Origin of the sequence: Anaerocolumna jejuensis DSM 15929, from assembly GCF_900142215.1 — a bacterium.
In the GTDB taxonomy this organism is placed as follows: Bacteria; Bacillota; Clostridia; order Lachnospirales; family Lachnospiraceae; genus Anaerocolumna; species Anaerocolumna jejuensis.
In genome coordinates this window covers 27,211-45,772 of the sequence record NZ_FRAC01000007.1, presented here as the reverse complement: position 1 = coordinate 45,772, position 18,562 = coordinate 27,211, and the positions used below count along the sequence as shown (strand labels likewise).

Below are 18,562 nucleotides of genomic sequence, written 5' to 3'. Positions count from 1 at the left end.
GGGGTTATTTAAAATATTCCACACCGGATTCAAAGATATACTGGTCACGGTTGCCGGTTATGTTAATGGCAACCCCTGGTCCTTTTCTCTCTGAATGGGTCATTTTTCCAAGGACTCTGCCGTCAGGACTTGTGATTCCCTCAATGGCGTAGTAGGAGCCGTTGGGATTAAACTCTTCTTTCATAGTAGGATTACCGTCTAAATCCACATACTGGGCTGCTACCTGTCCGGCTGCAAAGAGTTTATCGATCCACTCCTTATCTGCTACGAATCTTCCCTCGCCGTGGGAGGTAGGGATTGCATAAATACCGCCTAATTCCGCCTTGCGTAACCAGGGGGATTTATTGGAGACAACCTTGGTATATACATATTTGGATACATGGCGTCCGATGTGGTTGGTGGTCAGGGTCGGAGAATCCTCCTTCTGGGAGGTGATTTCACCGTAAGGCACCAGTCCGAGCTTTATCAATGCCTGAAAACCATTGCAGATTCCAAGAGCAAGGCCGTCACGCTGCTGAAGAAGCTCATTTACTGCTTGTTTTATACTTTCATTTCGAAAGGCTGTTGCAATGAATTTTCCGGAGCCATCCGGTTCATCTCCTGCGGAAAAACCGCCGGGGAACATGAGAATCTGAGCTTCCCTGATGCCTTTTACAAAGCGCTTGACAGATTCGTCAATATTTGCCGGAGTAAGATTGTTAAATACGACTATTTCTGCCTTGGCTCCTGCTCCTTCAAAGGCAGAAGCAGAATCATATTCACAGTTGGTTCCCGGAAAGACAGGGATAAATACCTTGGGTTTTGCCTTCTCTTCCTTCCTTATATAAATATTCTTATCAACGGAAGCTTCATAAATGCCGGTGGGAATAACCTCTTCCTTCACACCGGAAGAGGTAGGATATACCTTTTCCAGAGCGGCTTCCCAGCTGTTTTGTACTTCTTTCAGCTCAATAGCCGTATCCTTATAGGACAATACTTTCTCTGGGGTTACCCTTCCGATTATACGATAGGACAGGCCCTCCTGTTTTATTCTGTCAAGCTTCTCTCCCTTTACTTCTAATAACAATGCTCCATAGGCAGGTGCAAAAAGCTCTTCTTCGGTTAAATCACCTTCAAAGGAAACACCGAAGCCGTTACCGAAAGCCATTTTGCTGGCTGCTTCTGCAATACCGAAAGCACCGGGAGCATAAGCGGATAATACCAGGCCTTTTCCCATAATGTCATGTATTGTTTCATAATTCTTTTTAAGCTTTTCATAATCCGGCAGGTCATATCCATCCTGCTGTGCCTGTACTTCAATCAGAAGGCTTCCTGCTTCTTTGAGCTCTCCGGTTATTATCCGGGAAGCCTTTGAAATTGCCACGGCAAAGGATACAAGAGTAGGAGGTACATTGATGTCCTGAAAAGTTCCGGACATACTATCCTTGCCGCCGATGGAAGCAAGCCCCAATTGAAGCTGTGCCTCATAGGCTCCCAATAATGCTGCCAGAGGTTCACCCCAGCGTTTCTTATCCTCTCCCAGTCTTTTAAAATATTCCTGGAAGGTAAAATATATGGATTTATAGTCTCCGCCGGAGGCAACTATTTTGGCAACGGAGGAAATAATGGCGTATACTGCTCCGTGGTAAGGGCTCCAGCTGGACAGATAAGGGTCAAAGCCATAGCTCATCAGAGTGACCGTATCACATTCTCCCTTTAAGGAAGGAAGCTTCGCCGCCATGGTCTGGGCAGGGGTCGTCTGATATTTTCCGCCATAGGGCATGGTAACAGTTGCAGCTCCGATGGAACTGTCAAACCTTTCAACCAGTCCTTTTTTCGAGCAGCTGTTAAGGTCACTAAGGACCTTGAGCCATTTCTCTTTTAAGGAAAGCTCTTTTTCAGCCTTCTTCTCTTCTGTATTATTTGTATAGCAGCTGATACCTGCTTTAAAATAATTCTTCTCTTTTTCAGGAGGGGTCACTACTACCGTTGTTTCCTGATGTGCTCCGTTGGTATTTAAAAAGGCTCTGGAAATACTGACAATTTCCTTTCCTCTCCATACCATGACCAGTCTCGGCTCCTCGGTTACTTCCGCAACCAGAGTCGCTTCCAGATTTTCTTCCTCAGCAAAAGCCAAAAGCGCATCCACGTCCTTTGCATCTGCCACAATTGCCATTCTTTCCTGGGACTCGGAAATGGCAAGCTCCGTTCCATCAAGACCGGCATATTTCTTCGGAACCTTATCCAGGTCTATGAACAGTCCGTCCGCCAATTCACCAATAGCAACGGACACACCGCCAGCACCAAAGTCATTGCACTTCTTAATCAATCTGCTGACTTCTTCTCTGCGGAAAAGCCTCTGAAGCTTTCTTTCCGTCGGAGCATTGCCCTTTTGCACTTCCGCACCGCAGGTTTCAATGGAGGAAGCCGTATGAGCCTTGGAGGAGCCCGTAGCACCGCCGCAGCCATCCCTTCCTGTCCTGCCGCCTAGAAGGATTATCTTATCTCCGGTCTCTGAGGATTCACGAACAACATTCTTTCTGGGAGCAGCACCCATAACGGCGCCGATTTCCATTCTCTTGGCAACATAGCCCGGATGATAGATTTCATCTACCAGGCCTGTAGCAAGCCCTATCTGATTTCCATAGGAGCTGTAGCCGCTTGCCGCACCGGTTACAATCTTTCTCTGGGGAAGCTTTCCCTTAAGGGTATCCTCAATGGCAACTCTTGGGTCTGCCGCGCCGGTTACCCTCATCGCCTGATATACATAACCTCTTCCCGATAAGGGGTCTCTGATTGCTCCGCCAAGGCAGGTTGCCGCACCGCCGAAGGGTTCGATTTCCGTAGGGTGGTTATGGGTTTCGTTTTTAAAGAATACCAGCCATTCCTCGGTCCTTCCTTCTATTTCTACCGGTACGATAATGGAGCAGGCATTGATTTCCTCGCTTTCCTCCATCTCCTGTAATTTTCCCTGGCTCTTTAATTTCTTCATAGCCATCAGGGCAACATCCATTAAGGACATATATTTATCATCACGGTTCTTATACAATTCCTTATAATCTTCCTGGTATCTCTTAAAAGAATCCTCTATGGGCTTTTGAAAAAAACCTTCTTCTATCTGAACGTCTGTCAGCTCCGTAAGGAAGGTGGTATGACGGCAGTGATCCGACCAGTAAGTATCAAGAACCCGAATTTCCGTAAGGGAAGGCTCCCTCTTTTCTTCTCCTGCAAAATATTTCTGTACATGAAGAAAATCCTTGGCGGTCATGGCAAGGTTCAATGATTCATAAAGGGCTTTTAATTCTTCTTCGGACATTGTAATAAAACCTGTAAGAATTGCAACATCTTCTGGCTCCCCATAGGTCGTCTCCAGGGTATCTGCCTTACTCATCTTTGCTTCTCTGGAATCTACGGGATTGATGCAATATGCTTTTATTTTTCCAAGTTCTTCGTCTGTCAGGCTTCCGGTCAGCACATAGGTAGTGGCACAGCTGATAACAGGCTCTTCCTTTGGTGAAAGAAGCTTTACGCATTGAACGGCAGAATCTGCCCTCTGATCGAACTGTCCCGGAAGATACTCGACGGAAAACACATAGTCCTTCTCTTCCTTTGGAAAGTCTTCCTGATACAGGCAGTCTACAGGCGGCTCTGAAAATACTGTTCCAAATGCCTTTGCCATTGTCTCCTCACTGATATTTTCCAAATCATAGCGGATCAGAACCCGGACCTGCTTTAGAGTTTCTATTGCAAGATAATCTTTGATTTCTTCCAGTAATTCCTGTGCTCTTACAGCATAGGGTATTTTCTTCTCCACATAAATTCTTCTTACGCTGCTCATATTCTTCCTTTCCCTGCCGATGCTTTTCCTTGGTTTCTGTTAGCATTATAACACAGATAGTTTTATAAATGAAATTAATATATGTTAAAGTTTTGATAAGCATTGCTAATGTGATATACTTTTTCTGACACTTATTTTCTTGAAAACGTGAAGAGTATATTTCTTTGCTCCACTGTCTGCAATAACAAATTGTTTTTCAAGACGTATATCCTTTTGCCTGATGCTTACAATATCTCTGATAGAGAGCCTGTATTTCTTTGTTCTGCTCTTGCTTTTTCCCTATACGGCATACAATACTTATAAAAAGCACTCATACATCTTTTGTTTTTGACTTCTTTTGTTTTTAATGAATAAACTTTTATATTATTCCAAACTTTTTGACAGCCTCATACGTCTTATATACAGAAGCTGAAACATGCATGTAAAAACACTTCAAAATACCGGTACCTTAAGGGGGATGATCATGGGACACCAAGCTACTTATGAAAGAATAGCGGAACTTATCCTTGAAAACAAGGAAAGCTATTACAGGCTGGCCTTCAGCTATGTAAGAAGCAGGGAGGATGCCCTGGATGTTGTACAGGAGTCCATTGTCAGAGCCTTTTCTTCAAGAAAAACTCTAAAAGACACTAATTATATAAAATCCTGGTTTTACCGTATTGTAATCAATACCGCCCTGGATTTTTTAAGAAAGAATAAAAAATATACTTATCTGGATGAAGGACAGTGGGAGGATTTAAGCACCGGGCCCGGTGACACCTATAAGGACATAGACCTGCATAAAGCACTGGATAAGCTTCCTCCCAAAAGCCGTACCATCATTATCCTGCGTTTCTTTGAAGATATGAAGATCAGTGAAATTGCTCGGATATTAGATGAGAATGAAAATACCGTTAAAACCAACCTCTATTCCACCTTAAAAAAATTAAAGCTGGAGTTAACGGAGGATGTATAAGCAGGCAATTTTCACAAAAGTGCCTGCGAAATCCTAGGCCCAATCTTGCGGCATGCTGGGAAGGCATGGCTGCTAAGTTGAAAGAAAATATAAAGGAAAGGACGCCGCACTGTGATTCTTTCAGCCTGCGAAACCAGTTTCGCATGATGCTGTAGTTACACCACAGGCAATCCAGCGGCATGCAATGGGTATTAAATATGAATATTTCCGATATGAAAAAAGAATATGAAAACACACCTATTCCGGAAGAGCTGGACTTTCTTGTCCGCAGAACCTTAAAAAAGGAGAATGATAAGGTGAAGCGCCATAAATGGACTAAAAATATCATGACCGGTGTGGCTTCTGCCGCCGTACTGTTCGTAATCACTGTAAATGTAAGCCCCGCTGCCGCAAATGCTATGGCAGAGGTTCCGGCCCTTGGAAATCTTGTGAAGGTAGTAACCTTCAGAGAATACACCTACAAGGATGGTCACTATGAAGCAGATGTAAAGGTGCCTAAAGTAACAGGGCTTGATAATAAGGAACTGGAAAAGCATCTGAATGAAAAATACCTGGAGGAAAATACGAAACTGTATAAGGACTTTATCAAAGAAATCGGCACCGATGACCTGAATAAAGCAAACCTTGCCCTTTTTACCGATTATAAAGTAATCCTGGATACGGATTCCCTGCTGGTAATGGCCAACGAAAAGCTCGAAATTGCCGCTTCCGGTGCTCAAAGCGTACATTATGATACGATTGATAAGAAGAATCAGCTGGTAATTACTCTTTCAAGCCTCTTTAAGGATGACAGCTATATTGATGTAATCACTAAGAACATCCTCTCCCAAATGAAAGAACAAATGGCAAAGGATGAGGGAAAGACATACTTTATAGCAGACGGAACCGAAGATGGATTTAAAACCATATCAGCTGACCAGAATTTCTACCTCAATAAGGATGGCAAGTTAGTAATCTCCTTTAATGAATACGATGTGGCACCTGGTGTTATGGGTATCGTGGAATTTGTAATACCTACGGAAGCTATAAAGGATATATTAGTGAGTGATTACTATGTAAAATAATCGGAGCTATGTAAATAGAATTAAAACTATTTAAACAGAATCAGTTCTATTTAAACAAAACCAGTGTTGCTCAAACAAAACCAGCTCTACTCAAACAAAACCAGCTCTGCTCAAGCAATATCAGCTCTACTTAAACAAAATCAGCTCTACTTAAACAAAATCAGCTCTACTTAAACAAACTCAGCTCTACTTAAACAAACTCAGCTCTACTTAAACAAAATCAGCTCTACTTAAACAAAATCAGCTCTACTTAAACAAAATCAGCTCTACTTAAACAAAATCAGCTCTACTTAAACAAAATCAGCTCTACTTAAACAAAATCAGCCTGCCAAACATTTAGGCAGGCTTGATTTTATTCCATATTGTATTGTTGAAAGTGAATAGCTTTTAATATTTACAGCACGCAGCCTTTGCTACGCCTTTGCTTCTGTCAGATAAGTCTCTTCTTCCGTATTTTCACTGGATGCATCCCCAGGTTTAACAGTTCTGACCGAAACAGCTTTTAAAAACAGGATAATGCCGATTACGAATAAAAACGCGATTGCCCCAACTCCTTTATTAATGCTTCCGGTCAACTGTGAGACCACACTGACGAGAGCTGTTCCCATAAAGGATGCTCCTTTTCCGCAGATGTCCATGATGCCAAAATATTCACCGGATTTCTCGCTTGGTATGATTTTTGCATAATAGGACCTGGATAAGGACTGAATACCTCCCTGGAACATACCCACCAGCACTGCCAGTATCCAGAAATGAAGCTGACTGTTCATAAATACGGCAAATATCGTAATACCAAGGTAAGCCAGAATACAGGCTCCAATCAGCTTATCGGGCGAGACTCTTCTTGCAAGCCTGCCGAAAATAATACAGCAGGGAAACGCTACAAATTGTGTTAATAAAAGAGCAAGCAGCAGTCCTGTGCTGTTAAGTCCCAGGGCTTTTCCATAGGCCGTTGCCATATCTATAATGGTATATACTCCGTCAATGTAAAAGAAGAAGGCTAGTAAAAACCAGAAGATATTTTCTTCCCTGCGGATATTCTTAACTGTCCGGAACAGGCTTTTAAAGCCGTCTGTAACCGCATGGTTTCTCTTTGATGCATAATTTATCTGTGTGTAATTCCTTAAGAAAGGAAGGGAGGAACCTACCCACCATAAAGCGACCAGAAGAAAAGCTATCATCATGGACTGCTTCAAGGAAAGTCCCAAAGTCTTTCCTCCCATCACCAAACCCAAACAGGCTATAAAAGGAATACAGCTTCCGATATACCCCCAGGCAAAACCCTGAGCCGATACCATATCCATCCGGTCCTCTGAAGTCACATCCGGAAGCATGGAATCGTAAAAAATAAGACTGGCGGAATAGGCTACCTTGGCAAGTACGAAAATAATCAGAAAGATCAGCCATGCGCTTGTAAGCCCCAAAGCGGTACAGCATACCGCTCCCAATATAATGGAAAAGAAAAAGATTGGCTTTTTCATTCCCTTTCCGTCCGATATGGTACCTAAAGCCGGGCCCATCAAGGCTACCAGCAGCGTTGCAATAGAGACCGCATATCCCCAGTACGCCAGATAATTGACTGAGGAAAGCTTTTGCTGTCCGGCAAGATAATCAAAATAAATGGGTATGATAGTCGATACCAGCAAAGTAAAGGCAGAATTGCCCACATCATATAATACCCAATGTTTTTCTAATTTTGTGAGCCTGAATTTCATACGAATACCTCCTCTTTTACCCTCTCCGTATCTTTCGAACCAAAGGTAAGACGGTATCTGGCATCCAGCTTAACCTCCTGCCATAGGGTGTATTCATATGCTGTAATCAATCTGATGGATTCCCGGACAGCAGTTACATAAAGCCTTCTTAATTTTTCCGTACTGTCCATGCAATCAGGATTTGCCTTATAATTTACCACAAGTCCGTGCAATTCCTTATAATTCCCTGTTATGGCGAGAAGTCCGTATATAAGCAGCCTCTTTCCTCTGCTGGGTGCCACCAGAATATGATTGAACTTTTTCATGGATTCAAGGGCTTCCTTCACTTCTTCCTTTGTAATCCCTGTAAAGAATTCTGCGATGATCTCCGCATTTTTTTCAGACGGTATAATATGGTCCGTGAGAGATTTGGTGATAGGATTAAAGCCATCTCTTACTAATAAATCCCTGTCAAATTCCACTTCAATTTCCGTATGGCTCACACCGCTTCTTTCAATTTTCTCATCAATATAGCCATGGCATTCACTGTCCAGAACAAAATGGCAGATAAAGCCATAGATATAAGCCAGGCAGGCCCCTCTCCCATATTTATTCAAAATAAGCTTTCCCGCCGACTCAAAAAATCCTTCCGCCGGTTCATCATGCATTCCAAAACCCGTCTGATTTACTTTATTAGAAAAGAAGGGTTTGTAATAGAACAGAATATCCGGTCCGTGAAGTCCGATATTATAGAGCTCCCTGTTATTCTCGATTATCTCCTTTATCTCATCCGGTAACGACCTGACTACTTCCTGGCCCAGTCTGTAATGTGCATAGGTTGACGGCATATGATTGCACCTCCTAAGATTTACACTTACTATGTAATTTTCATCTAAGACTAACTCTAAAGAAGATATGTTAAATCTGCCATCACCTTTGTGAAAAGGAGAAGTAAAGTTTACATAAATTAGCATTAAATGAAAAATGCGAAGTTCCAGTAAAATACTGAAACTCCGCGCAAACTGCCAGTTATAGTTACTACCGATAATCTACAAAATCCTTCATTTCCAGCTCATAATCAACAGAAGACTGCCATTCACCAAGCTGGTCTTTCCAAGCATCCTTATTTACCCGTATCTTATGAAAACCTAATTTTTCATATACATGCTGTGCCCTACTGTTGTTAACATTGGTATCTAAGATAATTTTACCATAGCCCAAATCCATAAAAAGTGCATGTACCAGCATCGCTAGAAGCCTGGTGCCATAACCTTTTTCCTGCTTTGAAGGCTCACAGATTTTTATTCCGATTTCTGCGATTTTATTACCTACGTTCCGGTAATTCATCTCTCCGAGAGGCTCAGCATCTGCTTCCATAATAAGACGCCTGCCTGCTTCATCGGAATCTTTTAACAGCCCTTGTTTTACCTCTTCCACCGTTGTCCCCAGTCCTTCGGGAAATCCGGCATGCGCCATGACACTGCCGTCATTCCACCAATTACAAAGCCTGGAGGCATCCCCGGCAGCAGCATTTCTTATAACTAATTCCCTGTTTTGTAAAAGCAATTTCATACCCTCCTGTCAAAGTACCTGCGACAGCATTGATTCTGAATTCCCTGGCATAATAAATACCTCTCAATGCTTTAATGCAATATTCTTATATATAATTTACCACACGCTTCTTCTTACGGGCAGGAATACTTTTATTATATTTAAAATGTACCAAGGTTACTGTACTTCAACGGACTGTACCACCTCAACACCATTTATTGTCATATTGTACAGTGCCATTACATGTACCAGATTTCCGTTATGCATTCCCAGCTCATAGGTTTCAACCAAATCCATAGGAACGATTATTCTGGATTCTTTGTTTTCTTTATTGAACCAGGTCTTTAAGGTTTCTGCAAACTGCTGGATGCAGATATCCGTACAGTCGCCCACAATAAGAAAAGTATCAATTCTATCGTTCTCCTTTAGCCACCGGCTGAAAGCTTCCTCCAAAAATCCATTGGTGGAATTTTTGCGAATCAGCTGATATCCGCCCACCTGCTGCAATTCTTCTGCAATTTCCTCTTCGCTGGTACCTGTCAGGCAATGGGGTGGATAGGATGCAAATTCAGGTGAGGTCATACTGTGGCTGTCTGCAAAAGCAAGGATGGGAAAACCCTTTAAAAGGCATGCACTCTGCAGCTTTGCCGCAGAAGGAAGTATTCGTTCTACTCTTGGGCTTTTTAAAGCACCTTCTCTTGTAAAGCCGTTAATAAGGTCCACCATGATAAGCACGGTTCTTTCCTTCTGCAGTTCCTCCAAAGAAATGCTTTTTAAAGATTGAAGCATCTCATAGATTTCCTCCAAAGCTTTTCCGCTTTCTTTTAAGAAATTATCTTTATTCGCTTTTATCATATTCCAATCCTCCTTTTATTAATTTATGAAAAACATAATTATCTCAGCTTTCATTTATGTATATTGTTTTCTTTGCCATGTCCCTGATGTAAAAAGCAACTTGATAGGGAAATAATTCCTCCGGGTTTTTAAGGTCACAGCCTGTGATCTTCTTAATATTCTGTATACGGTAATTTACCGTATTTCTATGGGTATAAGTATCCTCCGCCACCCTGATAAGGCTTCGGTCATTTTTAATATAGCTTCTGAGAGTTTCTACATAGTCGGATTTATGCGCCTTATCATATGCCTCCAAGGCCCCCAGAACTTCATTGGCATAGCTTTCAAGAATATCCATGTCCTCGACAGAGAACAGAATCTTAAAGAATCCCATCTCATCAAACCGGATAATCTCCTTTCCGGTTCCTATGGACATTTTCATCGCTGTCCTGGCCTTTTTGTAGCTTGCTGATAAATTTTCGATATGGGATGCCCTGGGTCCTATTCCCAGAAAAAACCGATGCTCCTTCGTAAAGTAGGAAAAGCTTTGCAGTATCAGGTTCGGCAGTTCTGCAAATACCTTCTCCTTGCTGTTATTCAGAATAAGTACCAGAAAATCCTCCATTCGGATTATTCCATAGGAGGCATTGATTTTATCATTCCCCTTCCAAAGACCAAATTGATTTTCCAGCCTGATTACTGCCTGATTATAATTAAATTCATCCTCCATGGTCTTTTTCACATAGATGCAATAAGCCTGAAAGATTCCTTCCATGTCAAAACGTTCCCCTAATACCTGCCTGACATCGGCTTCCTTCCAATATCCCTGTATTGCCTCCCGAAAGGCCTTACTGATTTTCTTTTCAAATTGCTTCTGGTCAATTATTCTCATGCAATAATCCTGAATCAGTTCCGTAATTGAGATTTCCCAAGGCATTTCTAGAAGAGGGAAGTTATGCTCATCACACCAGAGGATTACATCCCCAGGTATTTCCTTCAGATACATTCCGGTATTTATGATAATTCCTGCGCAATCATCCTTTGCCATTCCCTGTACGACCTTTAACAGCCAGTCAGGGTTGCCGGCTTTCATGCCCGTCGTAATAGCAAGCTCTTCTCCGTGGAATCTGGACACGATTGTTTCATCCTCCAGCATATGCACCCAGCTTACAACCGTATCCATACCTGCTTTGCCAGCCGCTATGCGAAGCTTGAACTGCTCTTTTGTTTCTTCATACATTTCCCAAAAACGTACTGCCATGACAATCCTCCTGAAAACTATTGTTTTGTGCTGCGGATACCAATTTTCTTACTTAGATTCAGACTAGCAGATTATATACAAAATGTCAATTTAACTATATAATATAAACAGAGTAAGGAAACAACCAACATTCCTGACAAATAAGAAGGAGGATTCGAATATGTATATTGGCAGCACAAATTTATATTTAAATTTACCAGAATATGATACCAAAGCTCCCGCCAGTTGGATTACCTCCGAGAAGTATGATAACTGTGAAAACTTTTATCAGCATCTGGTGGTAAAGCAAACGAAACACAGATTATTTCATAAAAAGAATGATTCCATGAGAATCGATTAAGCTTTGCAGAATTAATTTAAAAAATATAGAATTTCGTCATCACACCAAAAAGAGGGTCCAGCCTATGGATACCCTCTTTTTTTAATTTGGCTCTAACTGAGGGTTATTAAATCTTATCAGGATTAGAATATACCTCCAGGAATTTATCTATCATCCGCTTATGGCTTTTTACCATATTATCCGGCAGATGATACATATCCGTATATTTAAGTTCCAGGGATTCACTTTCATCCACTCTCATTTCCCCTTCTTTTTCAAAAGTATAATACGCTGCCGTAACAGAATAGAATTCATCACCATTTGAAACCTTTAAAAAATTATCCGGCCCTGAAAAGATATCTATCAGGTGCAGCTTTCCAATTGTCAATCCTGCTTCTTCATATACTTCTCTTCGTGCAGTATCTTCCGTGGATTCGCCAAGCTCCATGAGCCCGCCCGGCAGCCCCCACATGCCATAGGAAGTGGTTTTACGTTTTTGAAGCAGAATTTTATTTCTGTCATCTATAATAATGGCGACGGCTCCTACCAAAATAAGGGGGCGATGCCCTACAATTTTCCTTAAATCTTCTACGTAATTCATTTTTGCCTCTCCTTCAGCTGTCTGCGGCTTCTTCCTTCTATATTGTTATAGTAAGCTTCTTAAATATACGCTTAATTCTTCCGCTGCCTTCTCATGGGAGAGTATTCCCGGATGGCTTCTTGAGCCAATCGTTTTATCCGTTGTATTTGGTAACTGGAATACGGAAACCTTCCTGTCCCCGCTCTTTCTCTGATACGCATCCGCAGCCCGGAATAAGGCTGGCATCATACTATTCCCCAGCATGCCGTATGCCCATACAATATGTGCCTTTGGGTTATACTTCCGGATTTTGGAAAAGAAATTTGAAACAGCCTCTTCAAAAGCCTTTAAATCCTCTTCGTTAAAGGTGCCGTCACTGTTGCTGCGCTGCTTATGATGCCGTCCCGTTGCCTCATCCTTCCATTCCGGTGTATTAAAAGCTGAACTGTCATTGGTACCAAGATTGACTACAACAATATCCGGCTGCCAGGCACTAAAATCATTTTCTTTCAATGCACCTAATTTCTCATTCTTCTCACCGGTAAGAAGACCGCATACCTTCTCATAATACTTGGGTAAATTGCAGTCAGGATTATTATCCCAGCTTGTTAGGACACCCCAGCCGCTTTGTGAAATCACCCGGTAATCGGCATTAAGCTCTCTTGCTGTGAGTGCCGTGTAATTATCCGCTGCGCTGAACCACATGGATATCCAGTCCTCTTCTTCTCTGGCTCCCACTGCTCCTTCCCCTGAGGTGATGCTGTCACCAATAAATTCTATTTTTACAGGCCTTTCCTTTACTGGCAGGAATTCCCCGTCAGCTCTGACAGAATGAATAACCAGTGAACATTCCGGATCGCCGTTCATCGCCTGTACTTCTCTGATGACCCTGACATTTTTTACGGTATTTTCATTCATGCCCCGAAACAGGCACAGCCAGTATCTTCCCTTATTCAGCATCTGTCTGCTTACCTTGGCAGAATTTATCAGAACTCCAAGCCAGGGTTCATAGAGCCCGTAATCAACCTCCACTTCTATCCAGAGTTCCGAGCCCTTTACATTTAGCTCTATGCCGCTGCCGGTCCAGAAAAGCGGCAAAGGAGCTGTGCCTCCCGCAGTTCTGCCATGTATTTTCAGATATTTTATTTCTTCCGGTTTATATTCTTTCATTCTTCCTCCTATTGCATACCACCGGCCAATCCGGGGTACCCCATAAAAATGGAGTGTGAAAGTTCTTTTCTTTCACAATTACTCCTATCTGGGTTTTGGTATACAGACAATTGAGAAAGAGAAAAAGCAGGTTTTGCATTTTCCAGCTATCCTCAGTCCGTATGGCAGCTCTTTGATTTGCCGCCTTTTATAATTGATTTTATTTAATCCTATTATAACAAGCTTTTTCCCTTATTACTATACTTTCTTCGTTCTATTGCTGCCCCTTCTTCGTTAAGCGCATCGCTGGGCTTCCCTGCCCAGCGATGCATTTCGGTGCGGCTTGCTTCGGGTCTGTTCGGAACATTGCCCGTAAAAGCCTGTGGAGATATTGCCTTATTTTAAAACTTTTCTATTCCCAGTTGACAACTCCTTAGGCTTTGTGTTATCCTACCTGTAATTTCATCACAAAAAGGCAATGAAGAGAAATAGTATGTATTATACCTGTCTCAGAGAGAAGATGGCGGTGCAAATCTTCACAAGGGTAATGCAGAAGCAGTCTCAGAGCTGTGGACCGAACAAACTTTAAGTAGGCTCCAACGGAGTTTCCGCCGTTAAAAGGAAATCGGTATCGGGTAACTGCCCCGTACTGACTGAGAGCAAAGTAAATTTGAATTTAGGTGGTAACACGGACTTAAGAGTTCGCCCTAAGCTGGAAGCATCCGGCTTGGGGCTTTTTTTTATTTTTTCAGGATTAACTTCAATGACAGGAACCGTACTCTTTCCTGCCTGAACATTTTGAAAGGAGAATAGCTATGACAGCACAGGAATTAAGAAGAATGTATGTGGAATTTTTCAAAGAAAGGGGACATAAGGAAATCGCGTCAGCCTCCCTGCTGCCGGATAATGATCCTACTGTTTTATTTACCACAGCCGGCATGCATCCTTTAGTTCCCTATCTGTTGGGCGAAAAGCACCCTCTTGGCAGCCGGTTAGCAGATGTACAAAAGTGCCTTCGGACCTGCGACATTGACGAGGTAGGGGATGATACCCATCTGACCTTTTTTGAAATGCTTGGCAACTGGTCCCTTGGTGATTACTTTAAAGAGGAAGCCATTTCCCTAAGCTATGCGTTCTTAACCACGAAACTGCAGATACCGGTTTCCCGTATTGCCGTAACGGTATTTAAAGGGGAAGAAGAAATTCCCAGGGATGAGGAAGCTGCAAGGGTCTGGAAGGAAATGGGGTTAAAGGAGGAGCAGATTTTTTATTACGGCAGGGATGAAAATTGGTGGGGTCCTGCCGGACAGACCGGTCCCTGCGGCCCGGATACGGAAATCTTTTATGATACCGGCAAGGAGCCCTGTGGAAGGGATTGCTCCCCTTCCTGCTCCTGCGGTAAATACGTGGAGATATGGAATAATGTCTTTATGCAGTACAGTAAAGAGGCTGACGGCTCCTACAAGCCCCTGCCAAGAAAGAATGTTGATACCGGAATGGGTCTGGAAAGGGCTCTTACCATCTTAAATGGAAAGGACAATGTCTATGAGACCGACCTTTTTATTCCTGTTATGGATGAATTGAAAGCCCTTTCCAGGGTTGCCTATTCCGAAGCCACAAAGCGCACCTTCCGCATTATCTGTGAGCATACCAGGGCCATGACCTTTCTCCTTGGAGACCCTAAAAGGATTACACCCTCCAATACGGAGCAGGGCTATATCCTCAGAAGATTGATTCGAAGAGCCATAAGACTGCTGCAAAAGCTCGGCTTAAAGCAGAATGTCCTTTGTGAGCTGGCCTCGGTAATCCTGGCTCAATATCAGGAGGTATACCCTGAGCTTAAGGAAAACAGCAGCTTTGTCTTAGAGCAGCTTGAAAAGGAATATGAGCTTTTTCAAAAGACCCTGGACAGTGGCCTGAAAAAAGCTGACCACTATCTGTCCCTCTTGCAAAAAGATGATATCTTAAGCGGAGAGCTTGCCTTTAAGCTCTATGATACCTTTGGCTTTCCCGTTGAATTCACCATGGAACTGGCAACGGAAAAGGGTATCTGCGTTGATATACAGGGCTTTGAAGAAAAGCTGAAAGAACATCAGAATAAATCCAGAAAAGGAGCCGAGGGAAAATTTAAAGGAGGCCTTGCCGATAACAGCCTGCAGACTGCCCGGCTTCACACCGCTACCCATCTGCTGCATGGTGCCTTAAGAAAGGTTCTTGGGGATAGTGTTTACCAAAGAGGCAGCAATATCACAAACGACCGCCTGCGCTTTGATTTCTCTTTCGAGCGGAAACTGACCCCGGAAGAATTACAAGAAATTACTTCCATCGTAAATCAGGCAATTGCTGAGAGTATTCCCGTTCTGTGTGAAGAAATGACGCCGGAAAGAGCTAAAAAGGAAGGTGCAATCGGTATATTTGATAACAAATACGGTGAAAGGGTAAAGGTATATTCCATTCCAGGCTGCTCCAAGGAAATCTGCGGCGGTCCACATGCTGCAAATACAGGAGAGCTGGGACATTTTGAAATTGTAAAGGAAGAGGCTTCGTCTGCCGGAGTCAGAAGAATTAAGGCAGTACTAACGGAGGGGCCTAATCTGACGCAGCTTTAAAATCCATATTAGAGAAAGCATTTCTGCCATAGCCTCAAACTAATATTAAGGAAGGTCTTCCTGCTGTAGCTTAAACCCAATAACAGAGAAAGCCTTGCTGCACATTAGCGAATAAAATGTTCCGGTTTTGTATTCTATCTAAAATCAATTCTGTTTGATTTAGCATACAAAACCGGCATATGTTTTAGGAGCTTATATCCCTTTCCAAGGTTAATCTCCGTATCCTACTTAGCAAATTGCCTTCCCTCATGGTCAATGGTGTATTCCCCTGTATATATCAACTGTGAAATCGGAACGATTTCATATCCCTTATCCTGTAATCCTGTAATGACTGCCTCCAGCGCAGCAGGAGTATATTTTGCCCCGTTGTGCATAAGGATAATTGAACCATCTCCCAGATGTTTATTATCCAATATATTCTTTACAATGCAATCCACGCCGTAATCCTTCCAATCCAAGCTGTCTACATCCCATTGAATGCAGTAATAACCGGAATCTTTAACAGCCTCTATCAGAGTATTGTTATAATCTCCATAAGGAGCCCGGAACAGATTCATATCAATCCCTGTCAGCTCTTTTACCTTATCATGGGGGCTTTTTATTTCTTCCATGCTCTGCTGCTTTGCTAACTGGGACATGTGCTTGTGGTTTTCGCTGTGATTTCCCAAGTCATGTCCAGCGGCAGCAATTGCCTTCACATCCTCCGGGTATTTTTCCACCCAGCCCCCGGTCATAAAAAAGGTCACTTTTACATTATGCTTTGCCAGGATTTCAAGGATAGTGGCTGTCTGCTCATTACCCCAGGCAGCGTCAAAGCTTAAGGAAACCTTCTTTTCCTTTTGGTCCACACAGTAGATTGGAATCTTTTTGATATTGCCTCCGCTTACGGAAACTACTTTCGGAATAAAATGGATTCCGGCAAAAAACACCACCATAACGGAGAGGACAATAATCCCTGTCTTGCAAAAGAACTTCAATTTTTCTTTTTCTTCATTATTCATTCTTTCACCGCTATTAACTCTTTGTACTAATATATTGGGATTTACACATAACTATAACTGAAAACCTATGGAATTCCGTTATTCACTAAATCCCTGTCGAAATGAAAAAACCGCAGGCATACCTTCCTCTCATTTTCACTTTCTCTTTGTGAATTTTTCAGCAAGGATGTTTGACTTGAGTGCCATAAATCAATCCCAGTTTTGTCTATATAATCATTTTTGTATTGACAAAAAATTATTTAAGTTTTATACTGACCTTACAGTCAGTGATTAAGGAGTCATTTATGAATACCAAAACAACCAGACAGCAAAAAAAAGAGAATACGAAAGCTGCTCTTATCAAAACTGCATATGAAATATTTTCCGAAAAAGGAATACAAAGTACAAGGATGTCCGATATTGCAGCTGCAGCCAATGTATCCCACGGAACAGTCTTTCTGCATTTTAATACCCAGGAAGCTTTCATTGCAGAGGTTGTTCAGTACTATTGCAATCAGATAGCCATGCGTACTCATGAGCTTTCTGATTCCTGCAGCACCTTAAAGGAAATGCTTTCGGCCCATTTAGACGGAATTGCGGAATACGAGCCCTTTTATACAAGGCTGGTCATTGAAAACCGAATGCTTCCCCCAGAGGCAAGGGATGCCTTTATAACGGTACAGTCCGCCATATCCTTTCATTTCAGCAAGGCTCTTGAAAAGGAAGGCATCTCTTCTATTCCTGCCGGAATTCTTTTCAACATGTGGATGGGGCTGGTGCATTATTATCTGTCCAATGGTGATTTATTTGCACCGGAAGGAAATGTTATCCGCCGCTACAAGGATACTTTGACAGATGCTTTTCTTTCACTGCTGGAAAAGGAAAAGAAACCGCTGCATGACTGGTAACTGCAAATACCGCAGAAATGGAGGAGTTATACTATGGGCAAGCAAACCGCACCGCTTAAGGCCAAAAGCTGTTATGAGCACCTGGGAGGTACTCTGGGCGGCCGATTCTTTAACCGTCTGATTGAACTTGGCTGGTTTGAACAGGATAAAGAACATCCAAGAGAATATTTTATTACACAGCTTGGTCTGGAAGAACTTATCAGACTTGGGGTGGACCCATTTGAAAGGAGTAAATAATCATGGCTTCTGTAAACCCATTTATGGTATTAAAGCAAGAAGCTCCGGAGGTTTCTGACGCTTTTAACGGATTGTTATCCGCCATTGCGGCCAAAGGCTCTCTGGATGACAAAACAAGGCAGCTCATATTTATTGGCATCAAGTCTTCCCAGGGTGATGTTTCTGCTGTAACAAGCCATATCCCCATGGCAAAGCAGGCAGGTGCATCCAGGGAAGAAATACTGGATACCATAATAATGACCCTTGCCATATCAGGAACCCAGGGCGTTGCCAGCTGTCTTGTACCGGCTCTGGAATGTATCGAAAGTCTATCTTAAAAAGGAGGATATCTTATGAAAGTTTGTATTTCATGTGGAATGCCCATGTCAAAGAAAAGCGATTATCCCTTAGAGGATGAAAGCAAGGATTATTGTATCTATTGTGCCAGACAGGATGGAACCCTGCAGTCCTATGAAGAGAGGTTAAAAGGCACCACCGAGTTTCTTATACGCACTCAGGGAATGGACGAAAATGCCGCTCATGAACTGGCAATCCGTACGATGAAAAAGATGCCGGCCTGGGAAAATGCAGTGAGTTTATAAGGGCAGTTTAGTTATAGCAATAT

General features: G+C 42.6%; 17 protein-coding genes and 1 other annotated feature. Of the genes, 8 read left to right on the top strand and 9 right to left on the bottom strand.

The window, feature by feature from the left end; all coding sequences use genetic code 11:
- Positions 1-4: 4 nt before the first annotated feature.
- Positions 5-3,817, bottom strand: a complete 3,813-nt coding sequence (locus BUB77_RS03660; RefSeq protein WP_073273083.1) for a phosphoribosylformylglycinamidine synthase — start codon at positions 3,815-3,817, stop codon at positions 5-7.
- Between the two features lie 415 nt (positions 3,818-4,232).
- Between BUB77_RS03660 and BUB77_RS03655 the strand changes: the two genes are divergently transcribed.
- Positions 4,233-4,772 carry an RNA polymerase sigma factor gene (locus BUB77_RS03655; RefSeq protein WP_330392486.1) on the top strand — a complete coding sequence of 180 codons (540 nt, stop codon included), beginning with the start codon at positions 4,233-4,235 and terminating at the stop codon, positions 4,770-4,772.
- 197 nt (positions 4,773-4,969) lie between these two features.
- Complete coding sequence (locus BUB77_RS03650) at positions 4,970-5,836, top strand: anti-sigma-V factor RsiV (RefSeq protein WP_207650827.1); 867 nt, start codon at positions 4,970-4,972, stop codon at positions 5,834-5,836.
- Positions 5,837-6,249: 413 nt separating this feature from the next.
- On the opposite strand, the gene BUB77_RS03645 is transcribed toward BUB77_RS03650, so the two are convergent.
- From BUB77_RS03645 to BUB77_RS03625, 5 genes are all read right to left on the bottom strand, one after another.
- Entirely contained in the window at positions 6,250-7,551 is a 1,302-nt protein-coding gene (locus BUB77_RS03645; RefSeq protein WP_073273079.1) for an MFS transporter, read from the bottom strand.
- Positions 7,548-8,378 (bottom strand): zinc dependent phospholipase C family protein, encoded by an 831-nt coding sequence (locus BUB77_RS03640; RefSeq protein ID WP_073273077.1) that lies wholly within the window; start codon positions 8,376-8,378, stop codon positions 7,548-7,550. The genes BUB77_RS03645 and BUB77_RS03640 overlap by 4 nt, the downstream gene beginning before the upstream one ends.
- 190 nt (positions 8,379-8,568) lie before the next feature.
- Positions 8,569-9,102 carry a GNAT family N-acetyltransferase gene (locus tag BUB77_RS03635; protein ID WP_084123900.1) on the bottom strand — a complete coding sequence of 178 codons (534 nt, stop codon included), beginning with the start codon at positions 9,100-9,102 and terminating at the stop codon, positions 8,569-8,571.
- Positions 9,103-9,258: 156 nt separating this feature from the next.
- Positions 9,259-9,936 carry a cysteine hydrolase family protein gene (locus BUB77_RS03630; protein ID WP_073273075.1) on the bottom strand — a complete coding sequence of 226 codons (678 nt, stop codon included), beginning with the start codon at positions 9,934-9,936 and terminating at the stop codon, positions 9,259-9,261.
- Positions 9,937-9,979: 43 nt separating this feature from the next.
- Positions 9,980-11,176, bottom strand: coding sequence for a PucR family transcriptional regulator (locus tag BUB77_RS03625; protein WP_073273072.1), 1,197 nt, complete (start codon positions 11,174-11,176; stop codon positions 9,980-9,982).
- A 160-nt stretch (positions 11,177-11,336) separates the two neighbouring features.
- Here BUB77_RS03625 and BUB77_RS03620 point away from each other — a divergent pair, with 160 nt between their 5' ends.
- Positions 11,337-11,516, top strand: a complete 180-nt coding sequence (locus tag BUB77_RS03620) for a hypothetical protein (protein ID WP_073273070.1) — start codon at positions 11,337-11,339, stop codon at positions 11,514-11,516.
- A gap of 106 nt (positions 11,517-11,622) precedes the next feature.
- On the opposite strand, the gene BUB77_RS03615 is transcribed toward BUB77_RS03620, so the two are convergent.
- Together BUB77_RS03615 and BUB77_RS03610 are read right to left on the bottom strand one after the other, a co-directional pair.
- Positions 11,623-12,096, bottom strand: coding sequence for an NUDIX hydrolase (locus BUB77_RS03615; RefSeq protein ID WP_073273068.1), 474 nt, complete (start codon positions 12,094-12,096; stop codon positions 11,623-11,625).
- Positions 12,097-12,141: 45 nt separating this feature from the next.
- Positions 12,142-13,245 carry an SGNH/GDSL hydrolase family protein gene (locus BUB77_RS03610; RefSeq protein WP_073273066.1) on the bottom strand — a complete coding sequence of 368 codons (1,104 nt, stop codon included), beginning with the start codon at positions 13,243-13,245 and terminating at the stop codon, positions 12,142-12,144.
- A gap of 448 nt (positions 13,246-13,693) precedes the next feature.
- Positions 13,694-13,937 (top strand) — a binding site (T-box leader).
- 102 nt (positions 13,938-14,039) lie between these two features.
- Between BUB77_RS03610 and BUB77_RS03605 the strand changes: the two genes are divergently transcribed.
- Entirely contained in the window at positions 14,040-15,833 is a 1,794-nt protein-coding gene (locus BUB77_RS03605) for an alanine--tRNA ligase (protein WP_073273064.1), read from the top strand.
- 224 nt (positions 15,834-16,057) lie between these two features.
- On the opposite strand, the gene BUB77_RS03600 is transcribed toward BUB77_RS03605, so the two are convergent.
- Positions 16,058-16,834 (bottom strand): polysaccharide deacetylase family protein, encoded by a 777-nt coding sequence (locus tag BUB77_RS03600; protein ID WP_073273062.1) that lies wholly within the window; start codon positions 16,832-16,834, stop codon positions 16,058-16,060.
- A gap of 284 nt (positions 16,835-17,118) precedes the next feature.
- On the opposite strand from BUB77_RS03600, the gene BUB77_RS03595 reads away from it, so the two are divergent.
- Genes BUB77_RS03595 through BUB77_RS03580 form a run of 4 tightly spaced genes read left to right on the top strand, consistent with a single transcriptional unit; the run spans position 17,119 to position 18,539 of the window.
- Positions 17,119-17,721, top strand: coding sequence for a TetR/AcrR family transcriptional regulator (locus BUB77_RS03595; RefSeq protein WP_073273060.1), 603 nt, complete (start codon positions 17,119-17,121; stop codon positions 17,719-17,721).
- 33 nt (positions 17,722-17,754) lie between these two features.
- A complete protein-coding gene (locus tag BUB77_RS03590; RefSeq protein ID WP_073273059.1) occupies positions 17,755-17,958 on the top strand; it encodes a hypothetical protein in 204 nt (67 codons plus the stop codon).
- A 2-nt stretch (positions 17,959-17,960) separates the two neighbouring features.
- A complete protein-coding gene (locus tag BUB77_RS03585; RefSeq protein ID WP_073273058.1) occupies positions 17,961-18,275 on the top strand; it encodes a carboxymuconolactone decarboxylase family protein in 315 nt (104 codons plus the stop codon).
- Between the two features lie 15 nt (positions 18,276-18,290).
- Positions 18,291-18,539: a zinc ribbon domain-containing protein gene (locus BUB77_RS03580; RefSeq protein WP_073273056.1), complete on the top strand. Its 249-nt coding sequence runs from the start codon at positions 18,291-18,293 to the stop codon at positions 18,537-18,539.
- The last annotated feature ends 23 nt before the right edge of the window (positions 18,540-18,562 follow it).

Coding starts and splice junctions, on each gene's coding strand:
- BUB77_RS03645 (WP_073273079.1), bottom strand. CDS start 7,551: ATGAAATTCAGGCTCACAAAATTAGAAAAACATTGGGTATTATATGAT.
- BUB77_RS03595 (WP_073273060.1), top strand. CDS start 17,119: ATGAATACCAAAACAACCAGACAGCAAAAAAAAGAGAATACGAAAGCT.
- BUB77_RS03635 (WP_084123900.1), bottom strand. CDS start 9,102: ATGAAATTGCTTTTACAAAACAGGGAATTAGTTATAAGAAATGCTGCT.
- BUB77_RS03640 (WP_073273077.1), bottom strand. CDS start 8,378: ATGCCGTCAACCTATGCACATTACAGACTGGGCCAGGAAGTAGTCAGG.
- BUB77_RS03610 (WP_073273066.1), bottom strand. CDS start 13,245: ATGAAAGAATATAAACCGGAAGAAATAAAATATCTGAAAATACATGGC.
- BUB77_RS03585 (WP_073273058.1), top strand. CDS start 17,961: ATGGCTTCTGTAAACCCATTTATGGTATTAAAGCAAGAAGCTCCGGAG.
- BUB77_RS03615 (WP_073273068.1), bottom strand. CDS start 12,096: ATGAATTACGTAGAAGATTTAAGGAAAATTGTAGGGCATCGCCCCCTT.
- BUB77_RS03630 (WP_073273075.1), bottom strand. CDS start 9,936: ATGATAAAAGCGAATAAAGATAATTTCTTAAAAGAAAGCGGAAAAGCT.
- BUB77_RS03660 (WP_073273083.1), bottom strand. CDS start 3,817: ATGAGCAGCGTAAGAAGAATTTATGTGGAGAAGAAAATACCCTATGCT.
- BUB77_RS03625 (WP_073273072.1), bottom strand. CDS start 11,176: ATGGCAGTACGTTTTTGGGAAATGTATGAAGAAACAAAAGAGCAGTTC.
- BUB77_RS03600 (WP_073273062.1), bottom strand. CDS start 16,834: ATGAATAATGAAGAAAAAGAAAAATTGAAGTTCTTTTGCAAGACAGGG.
- BUB77_RS03590 (WP_073273059.1), top strand. CDS start 17,755: ATGGGCAAGCAAACCGCACCGCTTAAGGCCAAAAGCTGTTATGAGCAC.
- BUB77_RS03650 (WP_207650827.1), top strand. CDS start 4,970: ATGAATATTTCCGATATGAAAAAAGAATATGAAAACACACCTATTCCG.
- BUB77_RS03580 (WP_073273056.1), top strand. CDS start 18,291: ATGAAAGTTTGTATTTCATGTGGAATGCCCATGTCAAAGAAAAGCGAT.
- BUB77_RS03655 (WP_330392486.1), top strand. CDS start 4,233: ATGCATGTAAAAACACTTCAAAATACCGGTACCTTAAGGGGGATGATC.
- BUB77_RS03605 (WP_073273064.1), top strand. CDS start 14,040: ATGACAGCACAGGAATTAAGAAGAATGTATGTGGAATTTTTCAAAGAA.
- BUB77_RS03620 (WP_073273070.1), top strand. CDS start 11,337: ATGTATATTGGCAGCACAAATTTATATTTAAATTTACCAGAATATGAT.